At 73.2% G+C, this 22,166-nt stretch carries 18 protein-coding genes and 1 pseudogene; 14 read left to right on the forward strand and 5 right to left on the reverse strand.

What is annotated here, in order from left to right; translation table 11 throughout:
• Window positions 1-43 precede the first annotated feature (43 nt).
• The 4 genes from ACQ5SO_RS11810 (at window position 44) to ACQ5SO_RS11825 (ending at window position 6,809) form a co-directional block, all read left to right on the forward strand.
• A complete protein-coding gene (locus tag ACQ5SO_RS11810) occupies window positions 44-1,978 on the forward strand; it encodes a flavin-containing monooxygenase (RefSeq protein WP_430941805.1) in 1,935 nt (644 codons plus the stop codon).
• Window positions 1,979-2,051: 73 nt separating this feature from the next.
• Window positions 2,052-3,704 carry an AMP-binding protein gene (locus ACQ5SO_RS11815; RefSeq protein WP_430941806.1) on the forward strand — a complete coding sequence of 551 codons (1,653 nt, stop codon included), beginning with the start codon at window positions 2,052-2,054 and terminating at the stop codon, window positions 3,702-3,704.
• A gap of 107 nt (window positions 3,705-3,811) precedes the next feature.
• Window positions 3,812-4,990 carry an iron-containing alcohol dehydrogenase gene (locus tag ACQ5SO_RS11820; protein ID WP_430941807.1) on the forward strand — a complete coding sequence of 393 codons (1,179 nt, stop codon included), beginning with the start codon at window positions 3,812-3,814 and terminating at the stop codon, window positions 4,988-4,990.
• Window positions 4,991-5,213: 223 nt separating this feature from the next.
• Window positions 5,214-6,809: an acyl-CoA synthetase gene (locus tag ACQ5SO_RS11825; protein WP_430941808.1), complete on the forward strand. Its 1,596-nt coding sequence runs from the start codon at window positions 5,214-5,216 to the stop codon at window positions 6,807-6,809.
• A gap of 28 nt (window positions 6,810-6,837) precedes the next feature.
• Here the strand turns inward: ACQ5SO_RS11825 and ACQ5SO_RS11830 are convergent, their stop codons facing one another.
• A complete protein-coding gene (locus tag ACQ5SO_RS11830) occupies window positions 6,838-8,391 on the reverse strand; it encodes a phytoene desaturase family protein (protein WP_430941809.1) in 1,554 nt (517 codons plus the stop codon).
• Window positions 8,392-8,472: 81 nt separating this feature from the next.
• On the reverse strand, window positions 8,473-9,489 hold the full coding sequence (locus ACQ5SO_RS11835) for a LacI family DNA-binding transcriptional regulator (protein WP_430941810.1): 1,017 nt from the start codon (window positions 9,487-9,489) through the stop codon (window positions 8,473-8,475).
• Between the two features lie 130 nt (window positions 9,490-9,619).
• Between ACQ5SO_RS11835 and ACQ5SO_RS11840 the strand changes: the two are divergent.
• From ACQ5SO_RS11840 to ACQ5SO_RS11880, 9 genes and pseudogenes are all read left to right on the forward strand, one after another.
• Window positions 9,620-10,609: pseudogene (locus ACQ5SO_RS11840) on the forward strand (sugar phosphate isomerase/epimerase family protein); the annotation flags it as partial.
• Window positions 10,606-10,869: a hypothetical protein gene (locus ACQ5SO_RS11845; protein ID WP_430941811.1), complete on the forward strand. Its 264-nt coding sequence runs from the start codon at window positions 10,606-10,608 to the stop codon at window positions 10,867-10,869. The pseudogene ACQ5SO_RS11840 and the gene ACQ5SO_RS11845, both read left to right, overlap by 4 nt.
• Window positions 10,866-12,020, forward strand: a complete 1,155-nt coding sequence (locus tag ACQ5SO_RS11850; protein ID WP_430941812.1) for a Gfo/Idh/MocA family protein — start codon at window positions 10,866-10,868, stop codon at window positions 12,018-12,020. The genes ACQ5SO_RS11845 and ACQ5SO_RS11850 overlap by 4 nt, the downstream gene beginning before the upstream one ends.
• Window positions 12,017-13,540, forward strand: a complete 1,524-nt coding sequence (locus ACQ5SO_RS11855; protein ID WP_430941813.1) for a sugar ABC transporter ATP-binding protein — start codon at window positions 12,017-12,019, stop codon at window positions 13,538-13,540. The genes ACQ5SO_RS11850 and ACQ5SO_RS11855 overlap by 4 nt, the downstream gene beginning before the upstream one ends.
• Complete coding sequence (locus ACQ5SO_RS11860; protein ID WP_430941814.1) at window positions 13,537-14,565, forward strand: ABC transporter permease; 1,029 nt, start codon at window positions 13,537-13,539, stop codon at window positions 14,563-14,565. Before ACQ5SO_RS11855 ends, ACQ5SO_RS11860 begins: the two co-directional genes overlap by 4 nt.
• Before the next feature lie 77 nt (window positions 14,566-14,642).
• On the forward strand, window positions 14,643-15,611 hold the full coding sequence (locus ACQ5SO_RS11865) for an ABC transporter substrate-binding protein (protein ID WP_430941815.1): 969 nt from the start codon (window positions 14,643-14,645) through the stop codon (window positions 15,609-15,611).
• Window positions 15,612-15,786: 175 nt separating this feature from the next.
• The gene (locus ACQ5SO_RS11870; protein WP_430941816.1) at window positions 15,787-16,155 is read left to right on the forward strand and encodes a hypothetical protein; all 369 of its coding nucleotides are present in this window, start codon (window positions 15,787-15,789) and stop codon (window positions 16,153-16,155) included.
• 149 nt (window positions 16,156-16,304) lie between these two features.
• Window positions 16,305-17,828 (forward strand): amidase, encoded by a 1,524-nt coding sequence (locus tag ACQ5SO_RS11875; RefSeq protein WP_430941817.1) that lies wholly within the window; start codon window positions 16,305-16,307, stop codon window positions 17,826-17,828.
• 13 nt (window positions 17,829-17,841) lie between these two features.
• Window positions 17,842-18,912, forward strand: a complete 1,071-nt coding sequence (locus ACQ5SO_RS11880) for an AbrB family transcriptional regulator (RefSeq protein WP_430941818.1) — start codon at window positions 17,842-17,844, stop codon at window positions 18,910-18,912.
• A gap of 76 nt (window positions 18,913-18,988) precedes the next feature.
• Here the strand turns inward: ACQ5SO_RS11880 and ACQ5SO_RS11885 are convergent, their stop codons facing one another.
• A complete protein-coding gene (locus tag ACQ5SO_RS11885) occupies window positions 18,989-19,633 on the reverse strand; it encodes a FadR/GntR family transcriptional regulator (RefSeq protein WP_430941819.1) in 645 nt (214 codons plus the stop codon).
• Between the two features lie 321 nt (window positions 19,634-19,954).
• Here ACQ5SO_RS11885 and ACQ5SO_RS11890 point away from each other — a divergent pair, with 321 nt between their 5' ends.
• The gene (locus ACQ5SO_RS11890; RefSeq protein WP_430941820.1) at window positions 19,955-20,368 is read left to right on the forward strand and encodes a nuclear transport factor 2 family protein; all 414 of its coding nucleotides are present in this window, start codon (window positions 19,955-19,957) and stop codon (window positions 20,366-20,368) included.
• A 69-nt stretch (window positions 20,369-20,437) separates the two neighbouring features.
• Here the strand turns inward: ACQ5SO_RS11890 and ACQ5SO_RS11895 are convergent, their stop codons facing one another.
• Both ACQ5SO_RS11895 and ACQ5SO_RS11900 read right to left on the reverse strand, forming a co-directional pair.
• Window positions 20,438-21,349, reverse strand: coding sequence for a hypothetical protein (locus ACQ5SO_RS11895; protein ID WP_430941821.1), 912 nt, complete (start codon window positions 21,347-21,349; stop codon window positions 20,438-20,440).
• Window positions 21,350-21,383: 34 nt separating this feature from the next.
• Window positions 21,384-22,058, reverse strand: coding sequence for an isochorismatase family protein (locus ACQ5SO_RS11900; protein ID WP_430941822.1), 675 nt, complete (start codon window positions 22,056-22,058; stop codon window positions 21,384-21,386).
• Between the last annotated feature and the right edge of the window lie 108 nt (window positions 22,059-22,166).

Raw genomic sequence — 22,166 nt, forward strand, 5'->3', positions numbered from 1 at the left:
GTGCGGCAGGCGCAAGCCCTGCGATGGAACTGGGAGGAATTTCATGAGTTTGGCGGAATCGGCACATCCGGCGGCCACCTGGGACTCGCGGCTCGCGGACGCCGTCGCCATCGCCAATGTCCCCACGCTGCAGCTTGTCCTGGTGCACCTGACGGGGGACATGGGCTGGCTCGAGGGCGAATACGCCCCGCGCCGGGGCAGGGGGCTGGACGACAATGATTCGGGCGGCCTGCCCGAGGCCCGGCAGGCCGAGATCCGCGCCGCCGCCGCCGCCGCCATCAAGGACTGGCGGGCGGGGGGCGCGGACCCGGCGACGCCCGCGCCCGAGGCGCTGGCGCGGATGCTGTCCGCGTCTATGGCCGAGCCGATCGGGGCCGAGTACGGCGAGATCGTCGCGCAGGAGATCTCGGACCGCACCCTGCGCCCGCGGACCCTTGGCCAGCCCGAGGGGTTCAAGGTGGCGATCGTCGGCGCGGGCATGTCCGGCATCTGCGCCGCGATCCACCTGCAGGCGGCGGGGATCCCGTTCGAGATCCTGGAGGCGGCGGGCGATTTCGGCGGCACCTGGCGCGAGAACACCTATCCCGGCGCCGGGGTGGACACGCCGAACCACCTCTACTCCTTCTCCTTCGCGCAATACGACTGGTCGCATTACTTCGCGCTGCAGGGCGACCTGCACGCCTATTTCCGCAAGGTCGCCGCCGATTTCGGCCTCGGCGCCCACACCCGGTTCCACACCAGGGTGGAGCGCGCGGAGTGGGACGCGGCCGCCGGGCGCTGGCGCATCACGACGCGCGGCCCGGAGGGCGCGGCGGTGCAGGAGGCGGACGCGCTGTTCTCGGCCGTCGGGGTGCTGACCATCCCCAAGGTGCCGCCGATCCCGGGGCTGGACGGCTTTCCCGGCCCGTGCTTCCACACCGCCGAGTGGCCCGAGGGGATCGACCTGAAGGGCAAGCGCGTCGGCATCGTCGGCAACGGCGCCAGCGCGATGCAGATCGTGCCCGCCATCGCCGAGGAGGTCGCGCACCTGACGGTCTTCGCGCGCTCGAAGCAATGGGCGGCGCCGTTCCCGAAATTCCGCGAACCGGTGCCGGAGGAGATCCGCTGGCTGATCGCCGAGGTCCCGCTCTACCAGAAATGGTACCGCCAGCGGCTGGCCTGGACCTTCAACGACCGGGTCCATGCCTCGCTTCAGCGCGACCCGGACTGGGAGGACGCGGGCCGCGCGATCAACGCGACCAACGACTCGCACCGCGCCGCCTTCATCCGCTACATCCGGGCCGAGCTGGGCGACCGGCAGGACCTGTTCGACAAGGTGACCCCGGATTTCCCGCCCTTCGGCAAGCGGATGCTGCTCGACAACGGCTGGTACCGGACCGTGGCGCGCGAGGACGTGACCCTGGTCGACCAGCGGCTGGAGCGGGTCGAGGGGAACGTGCTGGTCGGCGCCGACGGGTCGCGCCACGAGGTGGACGTGCTGATCCTGGGGACCGGGTTCCACGCGACGGAGCTGCTGTCCTCGATGGAAGTCCGCGGCGAAGGGGGCGCGGCGCTGTCCGAGACCTGGGACGGGGATGACGCGCGCGCCTATCTCGGGACCGCGGTCCCCGGATTTCCCAACCTGTTCACCCTGCTGGGGCCGAATATCGGCCTCGGGCACGGGGGCAGCGTGATCACCCCGGTGGAGAGCCAGGTGCACTACATCCTGGACCTGCTGCAGAAGACCTTCGCCGCGGGCGCCCGCACGGTGGAGGTGCGCCGGGAGGTCCACGACGCCTACAACGCGAAGGTGGACGCGGCCCACGCGGCGATGGTCTGGACCCATCCGGGCATGGACAACTGGTACCGCAACAGCAAGGGCCGCGTGGTGGCGATCACGCCGTGGCGGCACGACGATTTCTGGCGCATGACCCGCAGCGCGGACCTGGCCGACTACGTGATCGGCGGCGGGGCCGCGGGCGGGGCCGCGCAAGGCTGAGCGCGCGGCGGCGCGGGGCGGGAGGAGACGCCCCGGGCCGCCTGCGCACCGAGACATCCTGGGAGGAAAACACATGATCGACGTGGAACCCGCGCCGCAGGCGCCCGAGATCGCCGACCCGCGCATTCCGCCGCATGACCGCGTGGTGACGCGCGCCCTGGTCGACCGCTGGGCGCGCGAGCGCCCCGAGAAGGTCTTCGCCGTGTTCGACGACGACGGCGAGGAATGGACCTACGCCCGGTTCCGGGAACTGGTGGTGCAGACCGCGCTCGGCCTGCAGCGGCGGGGCGTGGGGCAGGGCGACCACGTGCTGGTCTGGATGCCCAACAGCCGCGCGCAGATCCGCATCTTCTTCGCGCTCAATTACCTCGGGGCGGTCTACGTGCCGATCAACACCGCCTACAAGGGCGGGTTGCTGGAGCACGTGCTGGCGGTGTCGGACGCGCGGCTCGCGATCGTCGACGGGGCGCTGGTCCCGCGGCTGGAGGGGCGCGACCTCGCCGCCATCGAGGCGCTGATCGTCACCGGCCCGCGGGCCGAGGCGGACTGCCTGCCGGCGGTGCATTACGACGACGTGATGCTGCCCGAGAGCGGGGTGCTGGCGGCCCCGGCGCGGGCTATCCAGCCCTGGGACCCGATGGCGATCATCTACACCTCGGGGACCACGGGGCCGTCCAAGGGGGTGCTGACCTCCTACCTGCACCTGTTCTCCAACGCGGGGCCCGAAAGCTGGCCCTTCGTGACCGAGGACGACCGCTACATGATCAACGCGCCGATGTTCCATATCGGCGGCATGGGGCCGATGTTCTGCATGCTGGCCCGCGGCGCCTCGATCGCGGTGGTCGACCGGTTCGACACCGCGACCTACTGGGACAGCGTGCGGCGCACCGGGGCTACGGTGGCGTTCCTGCTCGGGGTGATGGCGAGCTTCCTCGAGAAGCGCCCGGCGCGCGCGGACGACGCCGACAGCCCGCTGCGGCTGGCGCTGATGGTGCCGCTTCCGGCGGATGCGGAAAGCTTCGCGACCCGGTTCGGCGTCGACGTGCGCACGATCTTCAACATGACCGAGGTCTCCACCCCCATCGTGTCCGAGGCGAACCCGTCGGTGCGCGGCGCCTGCGGCAAGCCGCGGGACGGGGTCGAGGTGCGGCTGGTGGACGAGAACGACTGCGAGGTCCCGGTCGGGGTGATGGGCGAGATGATCGTGCGCACCGACCGGCCCTGGGCGATGAACTCGGGCTATTACAAGAACCCCGAGGCGACGGCGAAGGCCTGGCGCAACGGCTGGTTCCACACCGGCGACGCCTTCATCCGCGACGCGGAGGGGAATTTCTTCTTCACCGACCGGATGAAGGATTCGATCCGGCGGCGGGGCGAGAACATCTCCTCGTTCGAGGTGGAATCCGAGGTGCTGGCCCATCCCGACGTCTCCGAGGCGGCGGCCGTGGCGGTGCCGTCCGAGCATTCCGAGGACGACGTGCTGGTCTGCGTCGCCCCGGTCGCGGGCGCGAAGATCGACCCCGAGGCGCTGCTGCGCTTCCTGGTCGACCGGATGGCCTATTTCATGGTCCCCCGCTACATCCGCGTGCTGCCCGAGCTGCCCAAGACGCCGAGCAACAAGGTGCTGAAGCACGAGCTGCGGGCCGAGGGGGCGACCCCCGACGCCTGGGACCGCGAGGGCGCCGGCCTGAAGGTGAAGGGCGAGCGGTTCGGCGCCGCCGGCTGAGGCCCGCCCCCCTGTCGTCGCCGCGCCGGTCCGGGAGGGGCGGGCGCGGCGCCGCGACCACGAAAATCATGAAAACCGCAACGAAAAGATCCATGGGAGGATCCGCCATGTCCACGCTTCAGACCGGGGCCGTCACGCTCACCTCCACCGAACGGGTGGTGTTCGGCGAACGCGTCGCCCCCGCCCTCGCGGCCGAGGCCGAGCGCCTCGGCGCGTCCCGGGTGTTCCTGGTCGCCAGCCGCTCGCTGGCCGAGGGGACGGACGAGATCGCGCAGGTCGAGGCCGCGCTGGGGGCCCGCCACGCGGGGACCTTCACCGGGGTCGCCCCGCACGGGCCGCGCACCGACGTGATCGCCGCGGCGGATGCGGCGCGGGCGGCGGGGGCGGACCTGGTCGTCTCGATCGGCGGCGGCTCGGTCACCGACGTCGCCAAGATCGTGCCGGTGATGCTCAGGCACGACGTGCGCGACGCGGCGGCGATGGGCGATTACCACATCACGGTGGACGAGACCGGGGCGATGGTGCTGCCGCAATTCGCCCCGCAGGACATCCGCACGATCTGCGTGCCCACCACCCTGTCGGGGGGCGAGTTCAACCCGCTTTCGGGCGCGACGGACCCGGAGACGAAGGCCAAGCAGGGCTACCAGGAGCGGATGATGGCCCCGGTGTCGATCATCCTCGACCCGGCGCTGACCCGGCACACGCCCGAATGGCTGTGGCTGTCGACGGGGGTGCGGGCGCTCGACCACGCCATCGAGACGCTGCAGAGCTTCCAGTCCAACGATTACTGCGACGGGCTGGCGAGCAGCGCGCTGGCGCTGCTGATCGAGGGGCTGCCGCGGGTGAAGGCGGACCCGGGGGACCTGGAGGCGCGGCTGAAATGCCAGATGGGGGTGTGGCAGTCGATGCTGCCGATCATCGCCGGGGTGCCGATGGGGGCGAGCCATGCCATCGGCCACGTGCTGGGGGGGCTGTGCGACGTGCCGCACGGGCATACCTCCTGCGTGATGTCGCCCTTCGTGCTGGCCTGGAACGAGGCGGCCAACGCCGGGCGCCAGGCGGCGATCCGCGCGGCCTTCGGCGCCCCGGACCGCCCGGCGGGGGAAAGCGTGGACCGGTTCATCGCCGGGCTGGGGATGCCGCGCTCGCTCTCGGCCGTGGGGGTGGGCGAGGACCGCTTCGGGCAGATCGCCGAATACACGATGGACGACATCTGGGGGCGGACCAACCCGCGCCCCATCGCGGGCCCCGCGGACGTGATGGAGATCCTGGACGCCGCGCGCTGAGCCTGCCGCCGGGCCCGGGTTCCGGTTGCCGGGTCCGGGTTCCGGGCACGGGTTCCGGGTCCGGGGGAGGGGGGGGCGCGGGCGGCGGGCGGCGGGGCGCCCAGGCGGCAGGCTGGCCTGCCTGCCGATGCGCGGTATGATCCCCGTCGCCCGCCGCTTCGACGCCCCCGCCAGAGGGGCGCGCCCGGCGGCGCCGCAATGATCCTTGGGAGGACCACGACACATGAGCGATGACGAAACGCTGCGCCGCCCGCGCAGCCAGCAGATCGGCGATCTTCTGCGCCGCAGCGCCGCGCGCACCCCGGACCGGGTGGCGCTGGCCTTCCGGGACCGGCGCGACACCTATGCCGAACTGGACGAGGCGGTGAACCGCGCCGCCAACGGGTTCCGCGCCGCCGGGATCGGCCGGGGCGACCGGGTGGCGCTGCTGTCGCGCAACAGCCGGACCTTCGTGGTGCTGCGCTTCGCCCTCGCGCGCATCGGCGCGGTGATGGTGCCGGTGAACTTCATGCTCAACGCCGCCGACCTCGCCTATATCTTCGGCCATTCCGGGGCGACGACGCTCTGCGTCGAGGACGCGCTCTGCGCCGTGGCGGACGAGGCGGTGGCGCAGATGGACGGCGCCGCGCCGCAACGCTTCTTCCTGCCCCATGAAGGGGTGGACCCGGGGCCGGGCTGGACCTCGATCGACACGGTGCTCTCGCATCCCGACACGACCGAGCCCTGGGTGGAAGTCGGCCCCGAGGACCCGTGCCAGATGATGTACACGAGCGGCACGGAATCCCGCCCCAAGGGCGCGATGCTGACCGCCTCGGCGCTCTACGCCAATTATGTCAGCACCATCATCGACGGAGAGATGGGCCCCGACGCGGTGGAGCTGCACTGCCTGCCGCTGTTCCACTGCGCGCAGCTCGACTGCTTCCTGACGCCCTCGCTGTATCTCGGCGCGGTGAACATCCTGCATGACCGCGCCGACCCCGCGGCGATGCTCGAGACCATCGAGCGCGAGGGGGTGACCAAGCTGTTCTGCCCGCCCACGGTGTGGATCGGCCTGCTGCGCCACCCCGATTTCGACAAGCGGGACCTGTCGAGCCTCAAGCAGGGCTATTACGGCGCCTCGATCATGCCCACGGCGGTGATTGAAGAACTCAGCCGCCGCCTGCCGGGGATCCGCCTCTGGAACTTCTACGGCCAGACCGAGATGGCGCCGCTCGCCACCATCCTGCGCCCCGAGGAGCAGCTGACCAAGCTCGGCTCGGCGGGCCGTCCGGCGATCAACGTGGAGACGCGGGTGGTGGATGACGAGGACCGCCCCGTGCCGGTGGGCGAGGTCGGCGAGATCGTCCACCGCTCGCCGCACCTGATCCTTGGGTATCACGACCAGCCCGAGAAGACGGCGGAGTCCTTCAAGAACGGCTGGTTCCATTCCGGCGACCTGGGGCGGTTCGACGAGGACGGGTATCTCTATGTCGTCGACCGCAAGAAGGACATGATCAAGACGGGCGGAGAGAACGTCGCCAGCCGCGAGGTGGAGGAGGCGATCTTCCACCACCCCGCGGTGGCCGAGGTGGCGGTGTTCGGGGCGCCTCACCCCCGCTGGATCGAGGCGATCACCGCCGTGGTGGTGGCCAAGGATGGCGAGAGCCCCTCCCCGGAGGAGCTGCGCGCCTGGTGCCGCGAGCGGCTGGCGCATTTCAAGGCCCCGCAGCATGTCGAGGTGGTGGAGGCGCTGCCCAAGAACGCCAGCGGCAAGGTGCTGAAGCGCGACCTGCGCGAGCGGTTCCTGGGGCTGTTCGAAGACGCCTCCGCCGTGGGCTGAAGGGGGCGGGGGGGCGCCCGGCGTCCCCCTAGCCGCCGAAATGCCGGAACACCTTCGGGTCGACGGCGGCGGCGCACAGAAGCCCGCCCCAGAGCGCCCCTGGCACGCCCGGCGTCAGCACGTCCTGTCCGGCCAGGAACAGGCCCGGGACCGGCGTCTTCATCCGCAGCGCGTCCGACATCAGCCGCGCGGGCGTGGTGGAGAGCCCGTAGAAGGCCCCTTCCCGATGTCCGGTGAAGGCGGCGGTCGAGAGGGGGGTGGCGAGCTCGCGGTAGACGACCATCTTCGCCAGCTCCGGGAACCGGCGGGCGAAGAGCGCCATCATCGCCTCCTCCACCTGCGCCTTGAACGCCGCGTAGCCCTCGCCCCGCGCACCGGGGGCGGCCCCGGCCCAGGCCGCGACGCTTTCCCAGTCGGCCCAGCACAGCAGCTGCCCGGTGTGGCGCATCCGCGGGCCGGGATCATGCGCCTTGTCCTTGAGCGAGCCGAAGGAGACGGTCATCTGCGGCGGCGGACCGTCCGGGGCGTCGGTCCAGATCACGTCCGTCTCTCCGGTCGGGAACAGCCAGTGATTGGCGGGGGTGGCGCCCGCGGCCTCGATATCCCCCTCGAACCCGAGGAACAGGGTGAAATGGGCGATGCTGGACGGGAGGGCGCGGATGTCGGCGGCCCAGGCCTCGACCTCCGTCGTCAGGACGGGCAGGAGGCGGTCCACCGTCTCGCGCGCGCCGATGTCGGAGATGACGGCGCCCGCGCGGATCTCCTCGCCCGCGGCGGTGCGGACCCCGACGGCGGCGCCGTCCTCGATCAGCAGGGCCGCGACCTCGACCCCCGCGCGGGCGTCGCCGGTCTTCGTGATGGTGGGGATGATGTGATCGGCGAAGGCGCCCGCGCCGCCGACCGGGCGCCAGGAGCCGCTGACGAGGTAGGACCCGGCGATGCCGGCATGCATGGCGAAGCTGGCCGCGCCGGGGCGCCCGCCATGGTCGCCCCATTGCGCCGCCATCACGGCGGCGAGCGCCGGGTCGTCCGTCAGCCCGTCGATCACCTCGCGCGTGGTGCGCAGCCCCCAGTCGGCGATGGCGCGGCGGTTCCACCAGCCGAGCAGCTCGCCCGCCAGCCGCGGCATCGCGCGGGTCGAGGTCGCCTTCATCAGCGTCTCGCGCCCCGCGCGCAGCGCGCGGGTCCAGCCCTCGATGGCCTCGGCCTGGTCCGGGAAGCGGTCCTTCAGGTCCCGCTCCTGCGCCTCGTAGGGGCGCGAAAGGGGCAGGGGCGGGGCGTCGCCCAGGTGCAGGATGTCGTAGACGGCGCCGAGGGACGCGAACTCCATCGGCCTGTCGGCGATCCAGTCGAGCAGCTTGCGTTCGCGGTCCTGCGGCGCGGCGCAGCTGAGGTAATGGAGGCCCACGTCCCAGGTGAAGCCGTGGCGCGAGAAGCTGTGGGTCTGCCCGCCCAGGGTCCAGTGCTTTTCCAGCAGCAGCGCCCGGCGCCCGAGCTTCGAGAGGGCGGCGGCGGCGGCCATGCCGCCCATGCCCGATCCGATGACGATGGCGTCCCAGCCACGGGTGGTCGCGTCGGTCATGTCGGTCCTCCCTCCCGCCCGGGCGCAGGCCGCCCGGAGGGTTTCGTTACCGCACCCGCCTTGAACGCGCCTTGATCGGGGTCATCCCGCGGTTTGCGCCGGCGCGGCGGTGCTTTCGCGCAGGATCAGGTCGACGGGGATCACCCGCTCAATCCCCGCGCCGTCCTCGCCCGCGATCAGCGCCAGCAGCAGCTCGGCCGCCCGCTCGCCGATCTGGGTGCGCGGCTGGCGGATGGTGGTGAGGGGCGGGGAGAGATGGGCGCCGACCTCGATATTGTCGAAGCCGACGACCGAGACGTCCCGCGGCGCCTGCACCCCGGCCCGCCGCACGGCCCCGAGAAAGCCCACCGCCATCTCGTCCGAGGCGAAGAACAGCGCCGTCGGCCGGTCGGGCGCGGCCAGCCAGCGCGCGGCGGCCATGGCGCCGCTGTCCATGGAGAAATCGCCCTCGAAGATCCAGGCGTCCGGCGCCGCGAGCCCGCGCGCCGCCATCGCCGCGCGCCAGCCGTCGAGGCGCGCGCGGGCCAGCACGTTGCCATGCGGGCCGGTGACATGGCCGATCTTCCGGTGCCCGAGATCGGCGAGATGCGCGACGGCGAGCTCGGCCCCGTGGGCGTTGTCGACGCGGATCGAGGGCAGGTCCCCCGGCATCCATTCGCAGGCCGTGATCACCGGCGGGCGCCCCGGCACGTCGAGCGCGGCCGCCGACAGCCCCCCGTCGAACAGCACCAGCCCGTCGGCCAGCCCGCTGGTCAGGTAGCGGCGCAGGCGGTCGTCCGGGTCCGGCCCCATCTGGGTGTCGGCGATCAGCAGGCCATAGTTGCGCGCGCTCAGCACCGCCGACATGCCGGCGAGGATCTGGCTGAAGAACGGGTTGGCGAGGTTGGGGGCCAGCGCGATGACGCTGCCCGTGCGCTGGCGGCGCAGGTTCCGCGCGGTGTGGTTGACCTGGTAGCCGGTCGCCTGCACCGCGCGCATCACCGCCTGCCGCGTCGCCTTGGCCACCACCGAGGGGCGCGAGAGCGTGCGGCTGACGGTGGATGTCGAGACGCCCGCGACCCGCGCGACGTCCTGGATCGTGACCGGCCTCGTGTCCATGCGCTCCCCCTGCTGCGGGGGCCAGAATGACCCCTCGGCAAGGGGGTTGCAATCGTTTGCAGCATCAACCATCGTCCATGCAAACGATTGCAGAGTCGATTCCCGGGGAGGGGGCGGCCTGCGGCGACGCTGGGAGGCGATCTGCGCCTGGGCTGCGGGCTGCGGCTATCGCGGCGTGCAGGTCCCGTCGGGCGAGGGGCGGTTCATGGACCTCGGCCGCGCCGCCGCCTCGAAGGACTATTGCGACGCGCTGGCGGGGCAGGCGGCCGAGGCGGGCGTCGCGATCACGGAACTGTCGGCGCATATCCAGGGCCAGCTGGTGGCGGTCCACCCGGCCTATGACCTCGCCTTCGACGGCTTTGCGCCCGAGGCTGTGCGCGGGAACCCCAAGGCGCGGCAGGCCTGGGCGGTGGAGGAGGTGAAGCGGACCATCGAGGCGTCGCGCAATCTCGGCCTCGACCGGATGGCGGCGTTCTCGGGTGCGCTGGCCTGGCCGTACCTGTATCCCTGGCCGCAGCGCCCCGCGGGGCTGGTGGAGGCGGCGTTCGACGAGCTCGCCGCCCGCTGGCGGCCGCTGCTGGACCATGCCGATGCGCATGGCGTCGACATCTGCTTCGAGATCCACCCCGGCGAGGACCTGCATGACGGGGCGAGCTTCGAGATGTTCCTCTCGCGCGTGGGGAACCATCCGCGGGCGAAGATGCTGTTCGACCCGAGCCATTACGTGCTGCAATGCCTCGATTACCTGCAGCATCTCGACATCTATGCCGAGCGGATCGGGATGTTCCACGTCAAGGATGCGGAGTTCAACCCGACCGGGCGGCAGGGGGTCTATGGCGGCTTCCAGGCTTGGGTCGACCGGGCCGGGCGGTTCCGCTCCCCCGGCGACGGGCAGGTGGATTTCGGGGCGGTGTTCTCGAAGCTCGCCGGAAACGATTTCGACGGCTGGGCGGTGGTGGAGTGGGAGTGCTGCCTGAAGCACCCCGAGGACGGCGCGCGCGAGGGCGCGGCGTTCGTGAAGGACCACATCATCCGCGTCACCGACCGGGCCTTCGACGATTTCGCCGACGGGGGCGCCGACATGGACGCCAACCGCCGGATGCTGGGGCTGGACCGATGACCGACATCACCGCTCGCAACGCGCGGGGCCAGATCTGCCGCCCCTTCTACCAGTGGGGGCAAAAGCCCGGCGCCGATGGGCGCACGAATGGCTACAAGTGCTTCCCCTCCGGATCCAACCGGATCGAAGACGCCCGCGCCTTCGAGACGATCGAGGAGGTCGCCGACTGGCTGCGTGCGAACCCGTCCTGGGGCGTGCGGATGAATCCCGGCTCGGCCATCTTCTATGACGGCATTCTTATCGACGGGAGGCCCCGATGAGCCGCTTCGCCGGGCGCGAGGGGCCGATCCGGCTCGGCATGGTCGGGGGCGGCAAGGACGCCTTCATCGGCGCCGTCCACCGCATCGCCGCGCGCATGGACGGGGAATTCCAGCTGGTCGCCGGGGCGCTGTCCTCGACCCCCGAAAAGGCGCGGGAGAGCGGCGCGGCGCTGGGGCTGGCGGCGGACCGGACCTATGACGACTTCGAAGCCATGGCGAAGCGCGAGGCGCGGCTGAAGGACGGCATCGAGGCGGTGGCCATCGTCACCCCCAACCACATGCATTTCGCCCCGTCCCGCGCCTTCCTGCGCCGCGGCATCCACGTGATCTGCGACAAGCCGATGACCGCCACGGGGGCCGAGGCGCGCAAGCTGGCGAAGGAGGCGGAGAAATCCGGCGCCCTCTTCGCCCTGACGCATAACTACTCGGGCTACCCGATGATCCGCGCGGCGCGGGAGATGGTGGCGGGCGGCTTCATCGGCGCCCTGCGCGGCGTGCAGGTGGAATACGTGCAGGACTGGCTGGCGGCGCCCGCCGAACAGCTCGGGTCCAAGCAGGCCGAGTGGCGCACCGACCCGGCGCGCTCCGGCGCCGGGGGCGCGCTGGGGGATATCGGGACGCACGCCTTCCAGCTCGCCGCTTTCGTGACCGGAGAGGCGCCGGAGGCGGTGAGCGCGGACCTGTCCAGCTTCGGCGCGGGGCGCACGCTGGACGATGATGCGCGGGCGCTGCTGCGCTATGCGTCCGGGGCGCGGGGGGCCTTGTGGTGCTCCCAGGTCGCGCCGGGGAACGAGAACCGGCTGGTGCTGCGGGTCTACGGCGACCGCGGCTCGCTCGAATGGGCGCAGGAGACGCCGGAGACCCTGCGCGCGGCGCAGCTGGGCGAGGCGCCGCGGATCCTGACCCGGGCGACGGCGGGGGAAGCGGCGACGCGGCTGCAGCGCATCCCGCCGGGCCACCCCGAGGGGTATCTCGAGGCCTTCGCCAACATCTATGCCGAGACCGCGGCGGCCATCCGCGCCGCGCGGGACGGGGCGGCGGCGCCCGCGGGGGTCATGTTCCCCGGCGTGGCGGACGGGCTGATGGGGCTGCGCTTCGTCGAGGCCTGCGTGGCCTCGGCCAGGCGCGACGGCAAGTGGACCGCGCTGTGAGCGGCCCCATCCTCTCAGCCAAGGGTGTCAGCCGCGATTTCGGCCCCAACCGGGTGCTGAGCGGGGTTGATTTCGACCTGCGCCCCGGCCGCGTCCACGCGCTGATCGGGGAGAACGGCGCGGGCAAGTCGACGCTGATGAAGATCCTGTCGGGGCACCTGGCGCCGTCCGAGGGCGCGCTGGAGGTGGACGGCGTCCCCGCCGCCTTCGCCTCGCATCGCGATGCCGAGGCCCGCGGGATCGCGATGATCCACCAGGAATTCAACCTCGCCATGCCCCTGACGGTCGAGGAGAACATCTTCCTGGGGCGCGAGATGACCCGCGGGCCGCTTCTGCGCCGGGCGGAGATGCGGGCCGAGTGCAAGGCCCTGCTGGCGCGGCTCGATTGCGCGGTGGACCCGGGGCGGCGCTGCGCCGACCTCTCGGTCCCCGAGCGGCAGATGGTGGAGATCGCCAAGGCGCTCGGCCTGAACGCCCGCGTGCTGATCATGGACGAGCCGACCGCGGTGCTGACGGCGCGCGAGACCGACGTGCTGCTGGCGCTGATCGAGCGGCTGCGGGCGGCGGGGACGGCGGTGCTCTATACCTCGCACAAGCTGGGCGAGGTGGCGCGGATCGCCGACGAGGTGACCGTGCTGCGCGACGGCGTGCGGGTGGCGCATCGCCCGGCCGCGGGCTTCACCGAGGACGCGATGGCCAACGCGATGGTGGGGCGGGAGCTGTCGGACCTGTTCCCCCCGAAGGCCGTCCCGCGCGCGGAACCGGCGCTGGTGGTGCGCGGGCTGACCGTGCCGGGCCATGCCGAGGACGCCTCCTTCACCCTGCGCCGGGGCGAGGTCCTGGGCGTCGCGGGCCTGGTCGGCGCCGGGCGGACAGAGCTGATGGAGGGCATCGCCGGGCTGCGGCCCGCGCGCGGCGCCATCGAGGTGCTGGGCCGCGCGGTTCCCGCCGGCAATGCGCGGGCGATCCACGCGGCGGGCCTCGCCTATCTGACCGAGGACCGCAAGGAAAAGGGCCTGCTGCTGGACGCGCCGCTGGCGCAGAACCTGACGCTCAATGCGCTCGAGCGGTTCACGCGGCGGGGGCTGATCGACACCGCGGCCGAGGCGCGGGCGCTGGACGGCGCCATCGCCGATTTCGCCATCGCCGCGCGCGACCCGGGGATGCATGCGGGCGGCCTGTCGGGCGGCAACCAGCAGAAGCTGCTGCTGGCCAAGACGCTGCTGCCCGAGCCCGGCGTCATCATCATCGACGAGCCGACCCGCGGCGTCGACATCGGCGCCAAGGCGCAGATCTACGCCTTCATCGCAAAGCTCGCCGCCGAGGGGCGGGGGGTGATCGTGGTGTCCTCGGAGCTGCCCGAGGTGATCGGCCTGTCGGACCGGGTGCTGGTGATGCATCGCGGCCGGATCGCGGGAGAGGTGCAGGGCGCGGAGGTGGCCGAGGGGCCGATCCTGCGCCTCGCCATGGGGCTGGCCCCGACTGATGGCCCGACTGACAGGGAGAAGGAACCGGCATGACCGCCATGTCCGAAACCGCCGCGAGAGAGCAGGGGGCGCCGGAGAAGCCCGCCGCGCGCCGCCGCCTGCCGGGGCTGCACGTGCTGGGGCCGGTGCTGGCGCTGGCCGCGCTGATCGCGCTCGGGGCCGCGCTGAACGACAATTTCCTGGGCGCGGCGAACATCACCAACGTGCTCGCGCGCTCGGCCTTCATCGGCATCATCGCGGTGGGGATGACCTTCGTCATCACCGCGGGGGGGATCGACCTGTCGGTCGGCTCGATGGCCGCGTTCACCGCGGGGGTCACGATCCTGGCCATGAACGGGCTGGTCGACACCATGGGCGTGTCCGTCTGGACCATCCTCGCCGGGATGGGGGTCGCGCTTCTGGCGGGGCTGGGCGCCGGGCTGCTCAACGGCGCGCTGATCGCCAAGGCCCGGATCGAGCCCTTCATCGTCACGCTGGGGGCCATGGGGCTGTATCGCTCGCTGACCACCTGGATGGCGGACGGGGGCACCATCTCGCTGAACTACGAGCTTCGGACGCTCTATCGCCCGGTCTACTACGACGGGATTCTCGGGATCAGCTGGCCGATCATCGTCTTCGCCCTCGTCGCGATCCTGGGCGAGATCGCCATGCGCGCCGCCCCCTTCGGGCGCCACTGCGCCGCCATCGGCGCGAATGAGCAGGTCGCGCGCTGGTCCATGGTCCGCGTCGACCGGGTGCGGATGGCGACCTACGCGCTGCTCGGCCTGCTGGTGGGCGTCGCGACGGTGATGTACGTGCCGCGGCTCGGCTCCGCCTCGGGCGGCACCGGCATGTTGTGGGAGCTGGAGGCCATCGCCGCGGTCATCATCGGCGGCACGGTCCTGAAGGGCGGCTCGGGCCGCGTCTGGGGCGCGGTGGTCGGGGTCCTGATCCTCAGCCTCATCGACAACATCCTGAACCTCGCCTCGATCGTCAGCCCGTACCTGAACGGCGCGATCCAGGGCGTGATCGTCATTCTCGCCGTCGTGTTGCAGCGGGAACGGAAGGCCGACGGCTGATCGGCCGCAATCAACCGCGGCAGGGCGCATCGGGGCGGAGGGCCCCCGCCCGCCGCGCAACAGGGAGGAGACCGGATATGCAGCGCAGGGATCTGTTCAGGGCGGGGCTCGGCCTCGCGATGGCGGGCGCGATGGCGATGGGCCTCGCCGGGGCGGGGCAGGCCGCCGAGAAGAAGGTGATCGGCGTCGCCATCCCCTCGGCGACCCACGGCTTCATGGGCGGGCTGAACTTCCATGCCCGCGAGGCGATCAAGCGGCTGGAGGCGACCTATCCGCAGCTGAGCTTCGTGCTGTCCACCGCCGGGGACGCGGGCAAGATGGTCAACGACATCGAGGACATGGTGGCGACCCGCGGCATCGACGCGCTGGTGGTGCTGCCCTTCGAATCCGAGCCGCTGACCGCCCCGGTGCAATACGTCAAGCAGCAGGGGATCTGGGTGACGGTGGTGGACCGGGGCCTCTCGGTTCCCGGGATCGAGGACCTGTACGTCGCGGGCGACAACACCGGTTTCGGCCGCGTGGCGGGCGAGTATTTCGCCGAGAAGCTCGGGGAGGGCGACAAGGTGGTGGTGCTGCGCGGCATCCCCACGACCCTCGACAATGAGCGCGTGGCGGCCTTCGAGGCGGCGATCGAGGGGTCGGGGATCGAGGTGCTGGACATGCAGCACGGCAACTGGAACCGCGACGACGCCTTCAACGTGATGCAGGATTTCCTGAGCAAGTACGAGAAGATCGACGCGGTCTGGGCGGCGGATGACGACATGGCCACCGGCGTGCTGGCGGCCATCGACCAGGCGGGCCGGAACGACGAGATGTGGGTCGTCGGCGGCGCCGGGATGAAGGAGATCGTCAAGCGGATCATGGACGGCGACCCGATGCTGCCGGTGAACGTGACGTACCCGCCGGCGCAGATCGCCACGGCGATCGAGCTGACGGCGCTGGGGATGGTGTCGAAGACGCCGGTCTCGGGCCGGTTCATCATCGGCTCGGAGCGGATCACGCCGGAGAACGCGGCGAAGTTCTACTTCCCCGACAGCCCGTTCTGAGGGCGCTTCGGGGGGCGGCCCCGCGCCGCCCCCCGGGCTTTTGGCGCCCGCCTAGGCTTGCCGCGGGCCGCTTCCCCGCCGCGCCCCGCGGCGCATCCCGCCGCATCGCGCCTTGAACCCGCCCGGCCCCGACGCCTATCTGCCCTTCACGAAGATGGCGGAAAGGAACGGAGACATGCGCAACGCGGCCCTGGCGCTGGGACTGATCGGCGGCCTCGTGGCGATGGTCGTGGGCTTCTTCGGCTTCGGATATACCGAGCTGGTCCGCCATCACCACGAGATCGGCGAGACCTTCGGCATGGTCGGCGAGGTCGAGCTGGTCCGCTTCGCCAGCTTCTTCGCGCCGCTGCTGGCGATCGCGGGCGGGGCGATGGCCCGCGCCCGGGCGCTGCTGGGCGGCATCCTGATGCTGGCGGCGGCGGGGCTGATGCACCAGGCCTTCGGCTTCGGCGTCTTCACCATGTTCCCGATCGGCTTCTGCCTGCTGGGCGGCATCCTGGCCATCGCCGCGCGCAGGCCGGATGAGCCGCGGTCGCATTTCTGAGCCGGGCCGCGCGGGCCGGGCGGCCTGGGCCTGGAGGCCCAACCAAACCCCAACCAAAATCATTTAATCCGGTTCAGGTTGAGTCGTGGTTGCCATCCGGGTCGCGGCTCGCTAAGGTCGCCTTACCAGACGCCCTTGCCGGAGCCCCCATGACCACCGACCTGGATCGACCCGCAGACCCCGCCGCGCCGTCCCCCCGCGTGGGCGCGGCGGACCCGGCGGGGACGGCGGAGCCCGTCGGCCTGGCCATGGCGGCGCTGCTGCGCGCCGACCCGGCGCATCCCGACCGGTTCATCGACGCCGCCCGCGCGCGGATCGCCGCGCTGAACCCCGCGCTCGGGGCCGTGGTGCATGAATTCCCGCCCGCGATCACGGCGGAGCGCGCCGCGGACGGGCCCTTCGCCGGAACGCCCCTCCTGCTCAAGAACGCGGGGCTGCAGGTGCGCGGCGGCGCGCTCTCGGGCGGCTCGCGCCTGACCGCGGACGGCATCGGCGCGGCGGATTCGACCCTCGTCGCCCGGCTGCGCGCGGCGGGCTTCGCCCTGCTGGGCCGGACCTCCACGCCGGAGCTGTCGCTCAGCTTCACCACCGAGAGCGCGCTGCACGGGCCCTGCCGCAACCCCTGGGACCCGCGGCGCAGCGCGGGCGGATCCTCGGGCGGCGCGGCGGCGGCGGTGGCGGCGGGGATGGCGCCCCTGGCACAGGCCTCGGACGGGGCCGGGTCCATCCGCGTGCCCGCGGCCCATTGCGGGGTGTTCGGGCTGAAGCCGAGCCGGATGCGCCTGCCGCTCGGGCCCGGCCCGGCCGAGGGCATGGGCGGGATGGCGACCATGGGCGTGATCTCGCGCTCCGTGCGGGACGCGGCGGCCTTCCTCGACGCGGCGGCGGGGCCGGATGCGGGCGATCCCTACGCCTGTCCGCCGGGGCCTGCGGGCGGGTTCCTGGCCGCGCTTTCGGACGCGCCGGAGCGGCTGCGCATCGCGCTGGACCTGCGCGGCCCGGCGGGGGCGGAGATCTCGGCCCCCTGCATCGCGGCGGCGGAGCGGGGGGCGGCGCTGCTGCGCGGGCTGGGCCACGAGGTGGTCGAGGCGACGCCGGACTGGGACGCGGCGGCGGTGAAGCGCGCCTGGCGGGTGGTCGCGGGGGCGGTGGTCGCCGCCTCGGTGGAGGCGAGCGGCGCGGCGCGGGGGATCGACGACCCGGATGCGCTGCTCGAGCCGGTCAACGCCGCCTGGGCGGCCGAGGGGCGGGGCCTGGGCGCCGCCGATTACATGGACGCGATCGCAGAGCTGCACCGCGCGGCGCGCGCCATGGGCCGGTTCTTCGCGCGGGTCGACCTGCACCTGAGCCCGGTCACCGCCGCGCCCGCGCCGCCGCTGGGCTTTCTGGCGGGCGAGGGCATGGCGCTGGACGCGTTCTACGACCGGTTCTGGGACCACGCGCCGCTGACGGCGGTCTACAACGCCTCGGGCTGCCCGGCGGCGAGCGTGCCGATGGGCCTGGCCCCGGCGGACCCGGACGCGGCCTTCCCCATCGATGCGCCGCTGCCCGTCGGGGTCCAGCTCGGCGCCCCGCTCGGGGGCGAGGCGCGCCTTCTGCGCGTCTGCGCCCAGCTGGAGCGCGCCTTCCCCTGGGCCGACCGCCGCCCGCCCCTGCACGCCGCATCGCTTTGAACTGGAACCTGAATTGACCCCCTCCTCCGTCTTCGCCGCCCCGCTGGTCCGCTGGTGCGCGCTGCTGCTCGCCGCCCTTCTCGCCGGGCAGGCGCTGGGGCTGATCGACGTGCCGGCGAGCCTGCTCCTGGGGCCGCTGGCCGTCGGCGCGGCCGCGGGGCTGCGCGGGGCGCGGCTGCGGGTGGGCGCGCTGCCGCACCAGCTTGCGCAGGGCGTCGCGGGGGTGATGATCGGGCACTACATGACGGCCGAGATCGCCGGGGTGATCGGCGGGCTGTGGCCGGTGGTGCTGCTGTTCGCGGCGATGACGCTGGGCGCGGCCTTCGCGGTGGGGCGCGGGGTGGGGCGCTGGACCGGGCTGGGGGTCGAGACCTCGGTCTGGGGGTTCCTGCCGGGCATGGCGGGCGCGGTGATCGCGCTGGCGCATGAGCGGGGGCTGGACAGCCGGCTGGTGGCCTTCATGCAGATCACCCGCCTGGTGACGGTGATCCTGGTGATGATCGGCGTGGCCGGGGTGCTGGCCGCGGGGGCCGAGGCGGCGGCGAAGACCGGGGCGCAGGATCCGGGCGGCGTGCTTCTGGCGCTGGGGATCGCGGCGCTGGGGCCGGCGGCGGCGCGGCTGCTGCCGTTCCTGCCGGGGCCGGCCTCGCTGGCGCCGCTGGCGATCACGGCGGGGCTTCAGGCCGGGGGCGTGGCGGAGGCGGCGCCGCCGGGCTGGCTGCTGGCGGGCGCCTACCTGGTGCTCGGGCTGCAGGTCGGGCTGCGCTTCACGCCGGACCTGGTCCGCCACGCGCTGCGCGCGGCGCCGGCGGTGATCGGCGGGTCGCTGGCGCTGATCGGGCTGTGCGCGCTGTCGGGCGCGGCGCTGTCGGTGGCGGCGGGGACGGACCTGCTGACCGGGATGCTGTCGACGGTGCCGGGCAGCGTCGAGACGATCGCGCTGATCGCGATCCATTCGGGCGCGGATGTCAGCTTCGTGATGACCATGCAGATCGCGCGGATGTTCGCGGTGGTGCTGATCGGCCCCACCATGGCCCGGGCGCTGGCGCGCGAGAAGGGGCCGTCGCGCGCGCCCGCCGAATAGGCCGCGCGGGTCCCGCCCGCGCGCCCCCGCCGGGGGTGAGCCCGGGGGGCGCCGGGGCGGCCGCCGGGCGGTCCCCTCAGAGCGGGCCCATGGTCGCCAGCCGGTGCACGGTGGTGAGGTGGTCGCGCATCGCCTTCTCGGCCGCGGCGGGATCGCGCGCGGCGATCGCCTCGACGATGCGGGCATGTTCGTCGCCGTCGCTTTCCGCCGGGTTCGACAACCCGGTGTCGAGCCGCAGCCGCGCGTCGAACTCGATCCGCCGCAGCATGTCGTAGAACTCCCCGGCCAGGGTGTTCCCGCTCGCCCCCGCGATCATCCGGTGCAGGTCGGCCGCCCCGGCGCCGCGGCGGGCGATGTCCTCGGCCGCCTTGCGCATCGCGGCGATCTGGGCCGGGGTCGCGCGCAGGGCGGCGAGGCGGGCCAGCGTCGGCTCGATCATGATCCGCAGCTCGACCACTTCGACCGGGTTGGTGTTGCGCACCATCTGCGAGATCGCGCCGGCGCCCGCGGCGGCGGCCTTGCCGCGGCGGCGCGGGGCGGCGATCTCCTCGTTCTCGCGCATCCAGATCAGGGCGCGGCGCAGCTGGTGGCGGCTGACCGAGAGCTGCTCGGCCAGGCGGCGCTCGGCGGGCAGGCGGCCCTCGGCGGCCAGCCCGCGCACCGCCGCGATGATCGGCGCGATCTCGGGCGGCGGCCCCTCGGCCGCGTCTTGCGTGGTCATCGGTCGGTCCCCTCCCCAGGACGGCCGGGCGCGCGTCGCGCCGCGCCGGTTCCAGCATCGCGGTAGCATGGGGGGGGCGGGGCGGGCAACCGTCCATGGGGGCTTGGTTGAGCTTGCCGCGCGGCAGGGCGCGGCGCAGGATCGGCGCGAGACCCCCTGCGAACCGCCCCGGGCGCGTTGGATCGGCACGGAAAACGGCCGGGAGGCGGCGAAATTCTGGTTCATCATGGTCGGCATTGGTTGGTTTTGGTTTGGGCTTGGTCTAGGATGGCTGAGGAGGCCCGGCCTCCCCCTTCCCCCCCTCCCGAAAGGACCTGTCCCATGCCCTCTCCGACCGCGCCGCAGGCGCTGCTCGACGCCTGTTACGACGCCTGCAACCGCCACGACGCCGCCGCGGCGGCGGCCCTTTACGCCGAGGACGGGCGGCACGAGGAGGCCGGGTCGGGCCATGGCCGCGCGGGCCGCGCGGCGCTGGAGGCGGGGATGGCGCAGTTCTTCGGGATGCTCGAGGACCTGCGGTTCGAGCGGGGCGAGCCGATCCTGTGCGGCGCCGAGGCGGTGCAGCCCTACGTGCTGCGCGGCCGTCTGGCGCGGGACCTGGGGCCGCTGAAGGGCCGCGGGCAGCAGATCGCGCTGCCCGGAACCCACCTGTTCCGCTTCGCCGGGGGGGCGATCGCGTCCACCCGCGATTACTGGAGCTTCGAGACCTTCCGCGCCCAGGCCGAGGCGGGCTGAGGCGCCGCCCCGGCGCGCCCCCCGCCGGGGCGCGATCCGGCGGGGGGGGGGGCGCGGCCCCGGGGCCGGTCAGCGCCAGCGCAGCGCGGCGGTTCCGGGGGGCGCCGCGCAGCGGGCGCTCCGGCCGGGGCCGACCGCGATCACGGTGCGCGCGAGGGGCGCGCCGGCGGCGTCCAGCGCGTCGACCTCGTGCAGGCCCGGCGGGGGCAGGAACTGGTCGCGGTCGAACCGCACCCGCCCGGGGCCGAGCCGTTCGACCCCGGTCCGCCAGGGGCGGCCCAGCAGCGCGGCGGCCCCGGCCAGGTCCCCGTCGCGGACCGCCTCGCGGATCCGGCTGGAGGAGACCCGCGCCCCGTCCGCGCGCAGCTCGGGCGCGGCGACGGTCAGCACCCCGTGGCGGGCGCCGAGCCGGGCCAGCAGCGCGGCGTCCCCGGCCCGGCGGGCGCCGAAGCGGAAATCCTCGCCGAACACCAGCGCGCGGACGCCGAGGGCGCCGACCAGGATCTCCTCGAAAAAGGTTTCGGGCGCGAGGGCGGCGAAGGCCCGGTCGAACCGGGGGGTGTAGAGCATCCCCAGCCCGGCCTCGGCGAAGACCAGGTCCCGCGCCGCGCCGCAGGTCAGCCGGAAGGGCGGCCCGCCGGGGGCGAAGAAGGCGCGGGGATGGGGCTCGGCGGTCATCGCGCCGAGGGGGATGCCGCAGGGGGCGAGGGGCGGGGCGAAGGGGGGGGCGAGGGGCGGGGCGCCGCGGGGGCCGCCAGGGGAGCCGCCGGGGGCGAAGGGGGGCGCGAAGGGGGCGCCGCGGGGGCCGGGCGCGTCGCCCCCGCAGCTTGACGCGGCCCCGCGCAGCAGCGACAGCAGCCGCCGGCGCCCCAGGTGCAGGCCGTCGAAATCGCCCAGCATCAGCGCCCCGCCGCGCATCCCGGCGGGAACCGGGCCGACCCCGGACCAGCGGGGCAGGCGGGCGGGGCGGGGGCGGGCCATGGGCGCCGCGCCGGGGGCGGGCGGCGCGCCGGGCTCAGGCCGCGGCGCGGGTGCAGCGGTCGTGCCAGGCATGGATCTCGTCCACCGAACAGATGTCGGCGTATTTCTTCATCATGTCGTAGAGATTGGCGAAATGCGGGGATTCATGCAGGTCCGCCACGCATTCCTCGGCCACGATGGTGTGGAAGCCGAGGCTGAGGCTGTCGACCACGGTCGCGCGCACGCAGCCCGAGGTGGAGCCGCCGGTGACGATCACCGTGTCGATCTTGTGGTGGATGGCGAGCGAGGTGAGGTGCGTCTCGAAGAAGGCGCTCGGCATCTTCTTGTTGAGCACGATGTCCGAGGGATGGACGGTCAGCCGCGGGTCGAGCGCGGCGCGGTCGGAGCCGAGCTTGATGTTCTGCAGGCTGTCGGGCGTGTCGGTGCGGGTGCCGAACATGCCGCAATCCTCGCCGCTTTCGCAGAAGCCGACATGGGTCCAGATCACCGGCAGGCCGCGGGCGCGCTGGCGGGCGGCGAGGGCGTTCACGTGCTCCATCTGCCGCGGGTGGTTGTCATAGGCGGTCACGTACCTGTCGGGCTGGGTGCAGGCGCATTGCAGGTCGACATTGATCAGCATGGACCGGGTCCCGAAGCCGTAGGGCACGCGGCCGGGCGCGGCGCGCAGCTCCTCGAACATCTGGCGGGCGGTCTTGTCGGAGAGCTCCATGGAAGGCTCCTGCTCGGGGGGGGGGGAGAGAGGGGGGGGGCGGGGGGGGGGGGGGGGGGGGGGGGGGGGGGGGGGGGGGGGGGGGGGGGGGGGGGGGGGGGGGGGGGG

This window comes from Rhodovulum sp. DZ06, from assembly GCF_050586345.1.
In the GTDB taxonomy this organism is placed as follows: Bacteria; Pseudomonadota; Alphaproteobacteria; order Rhodobacterales; family Rhodobacteraceae; genus JBOCEF01.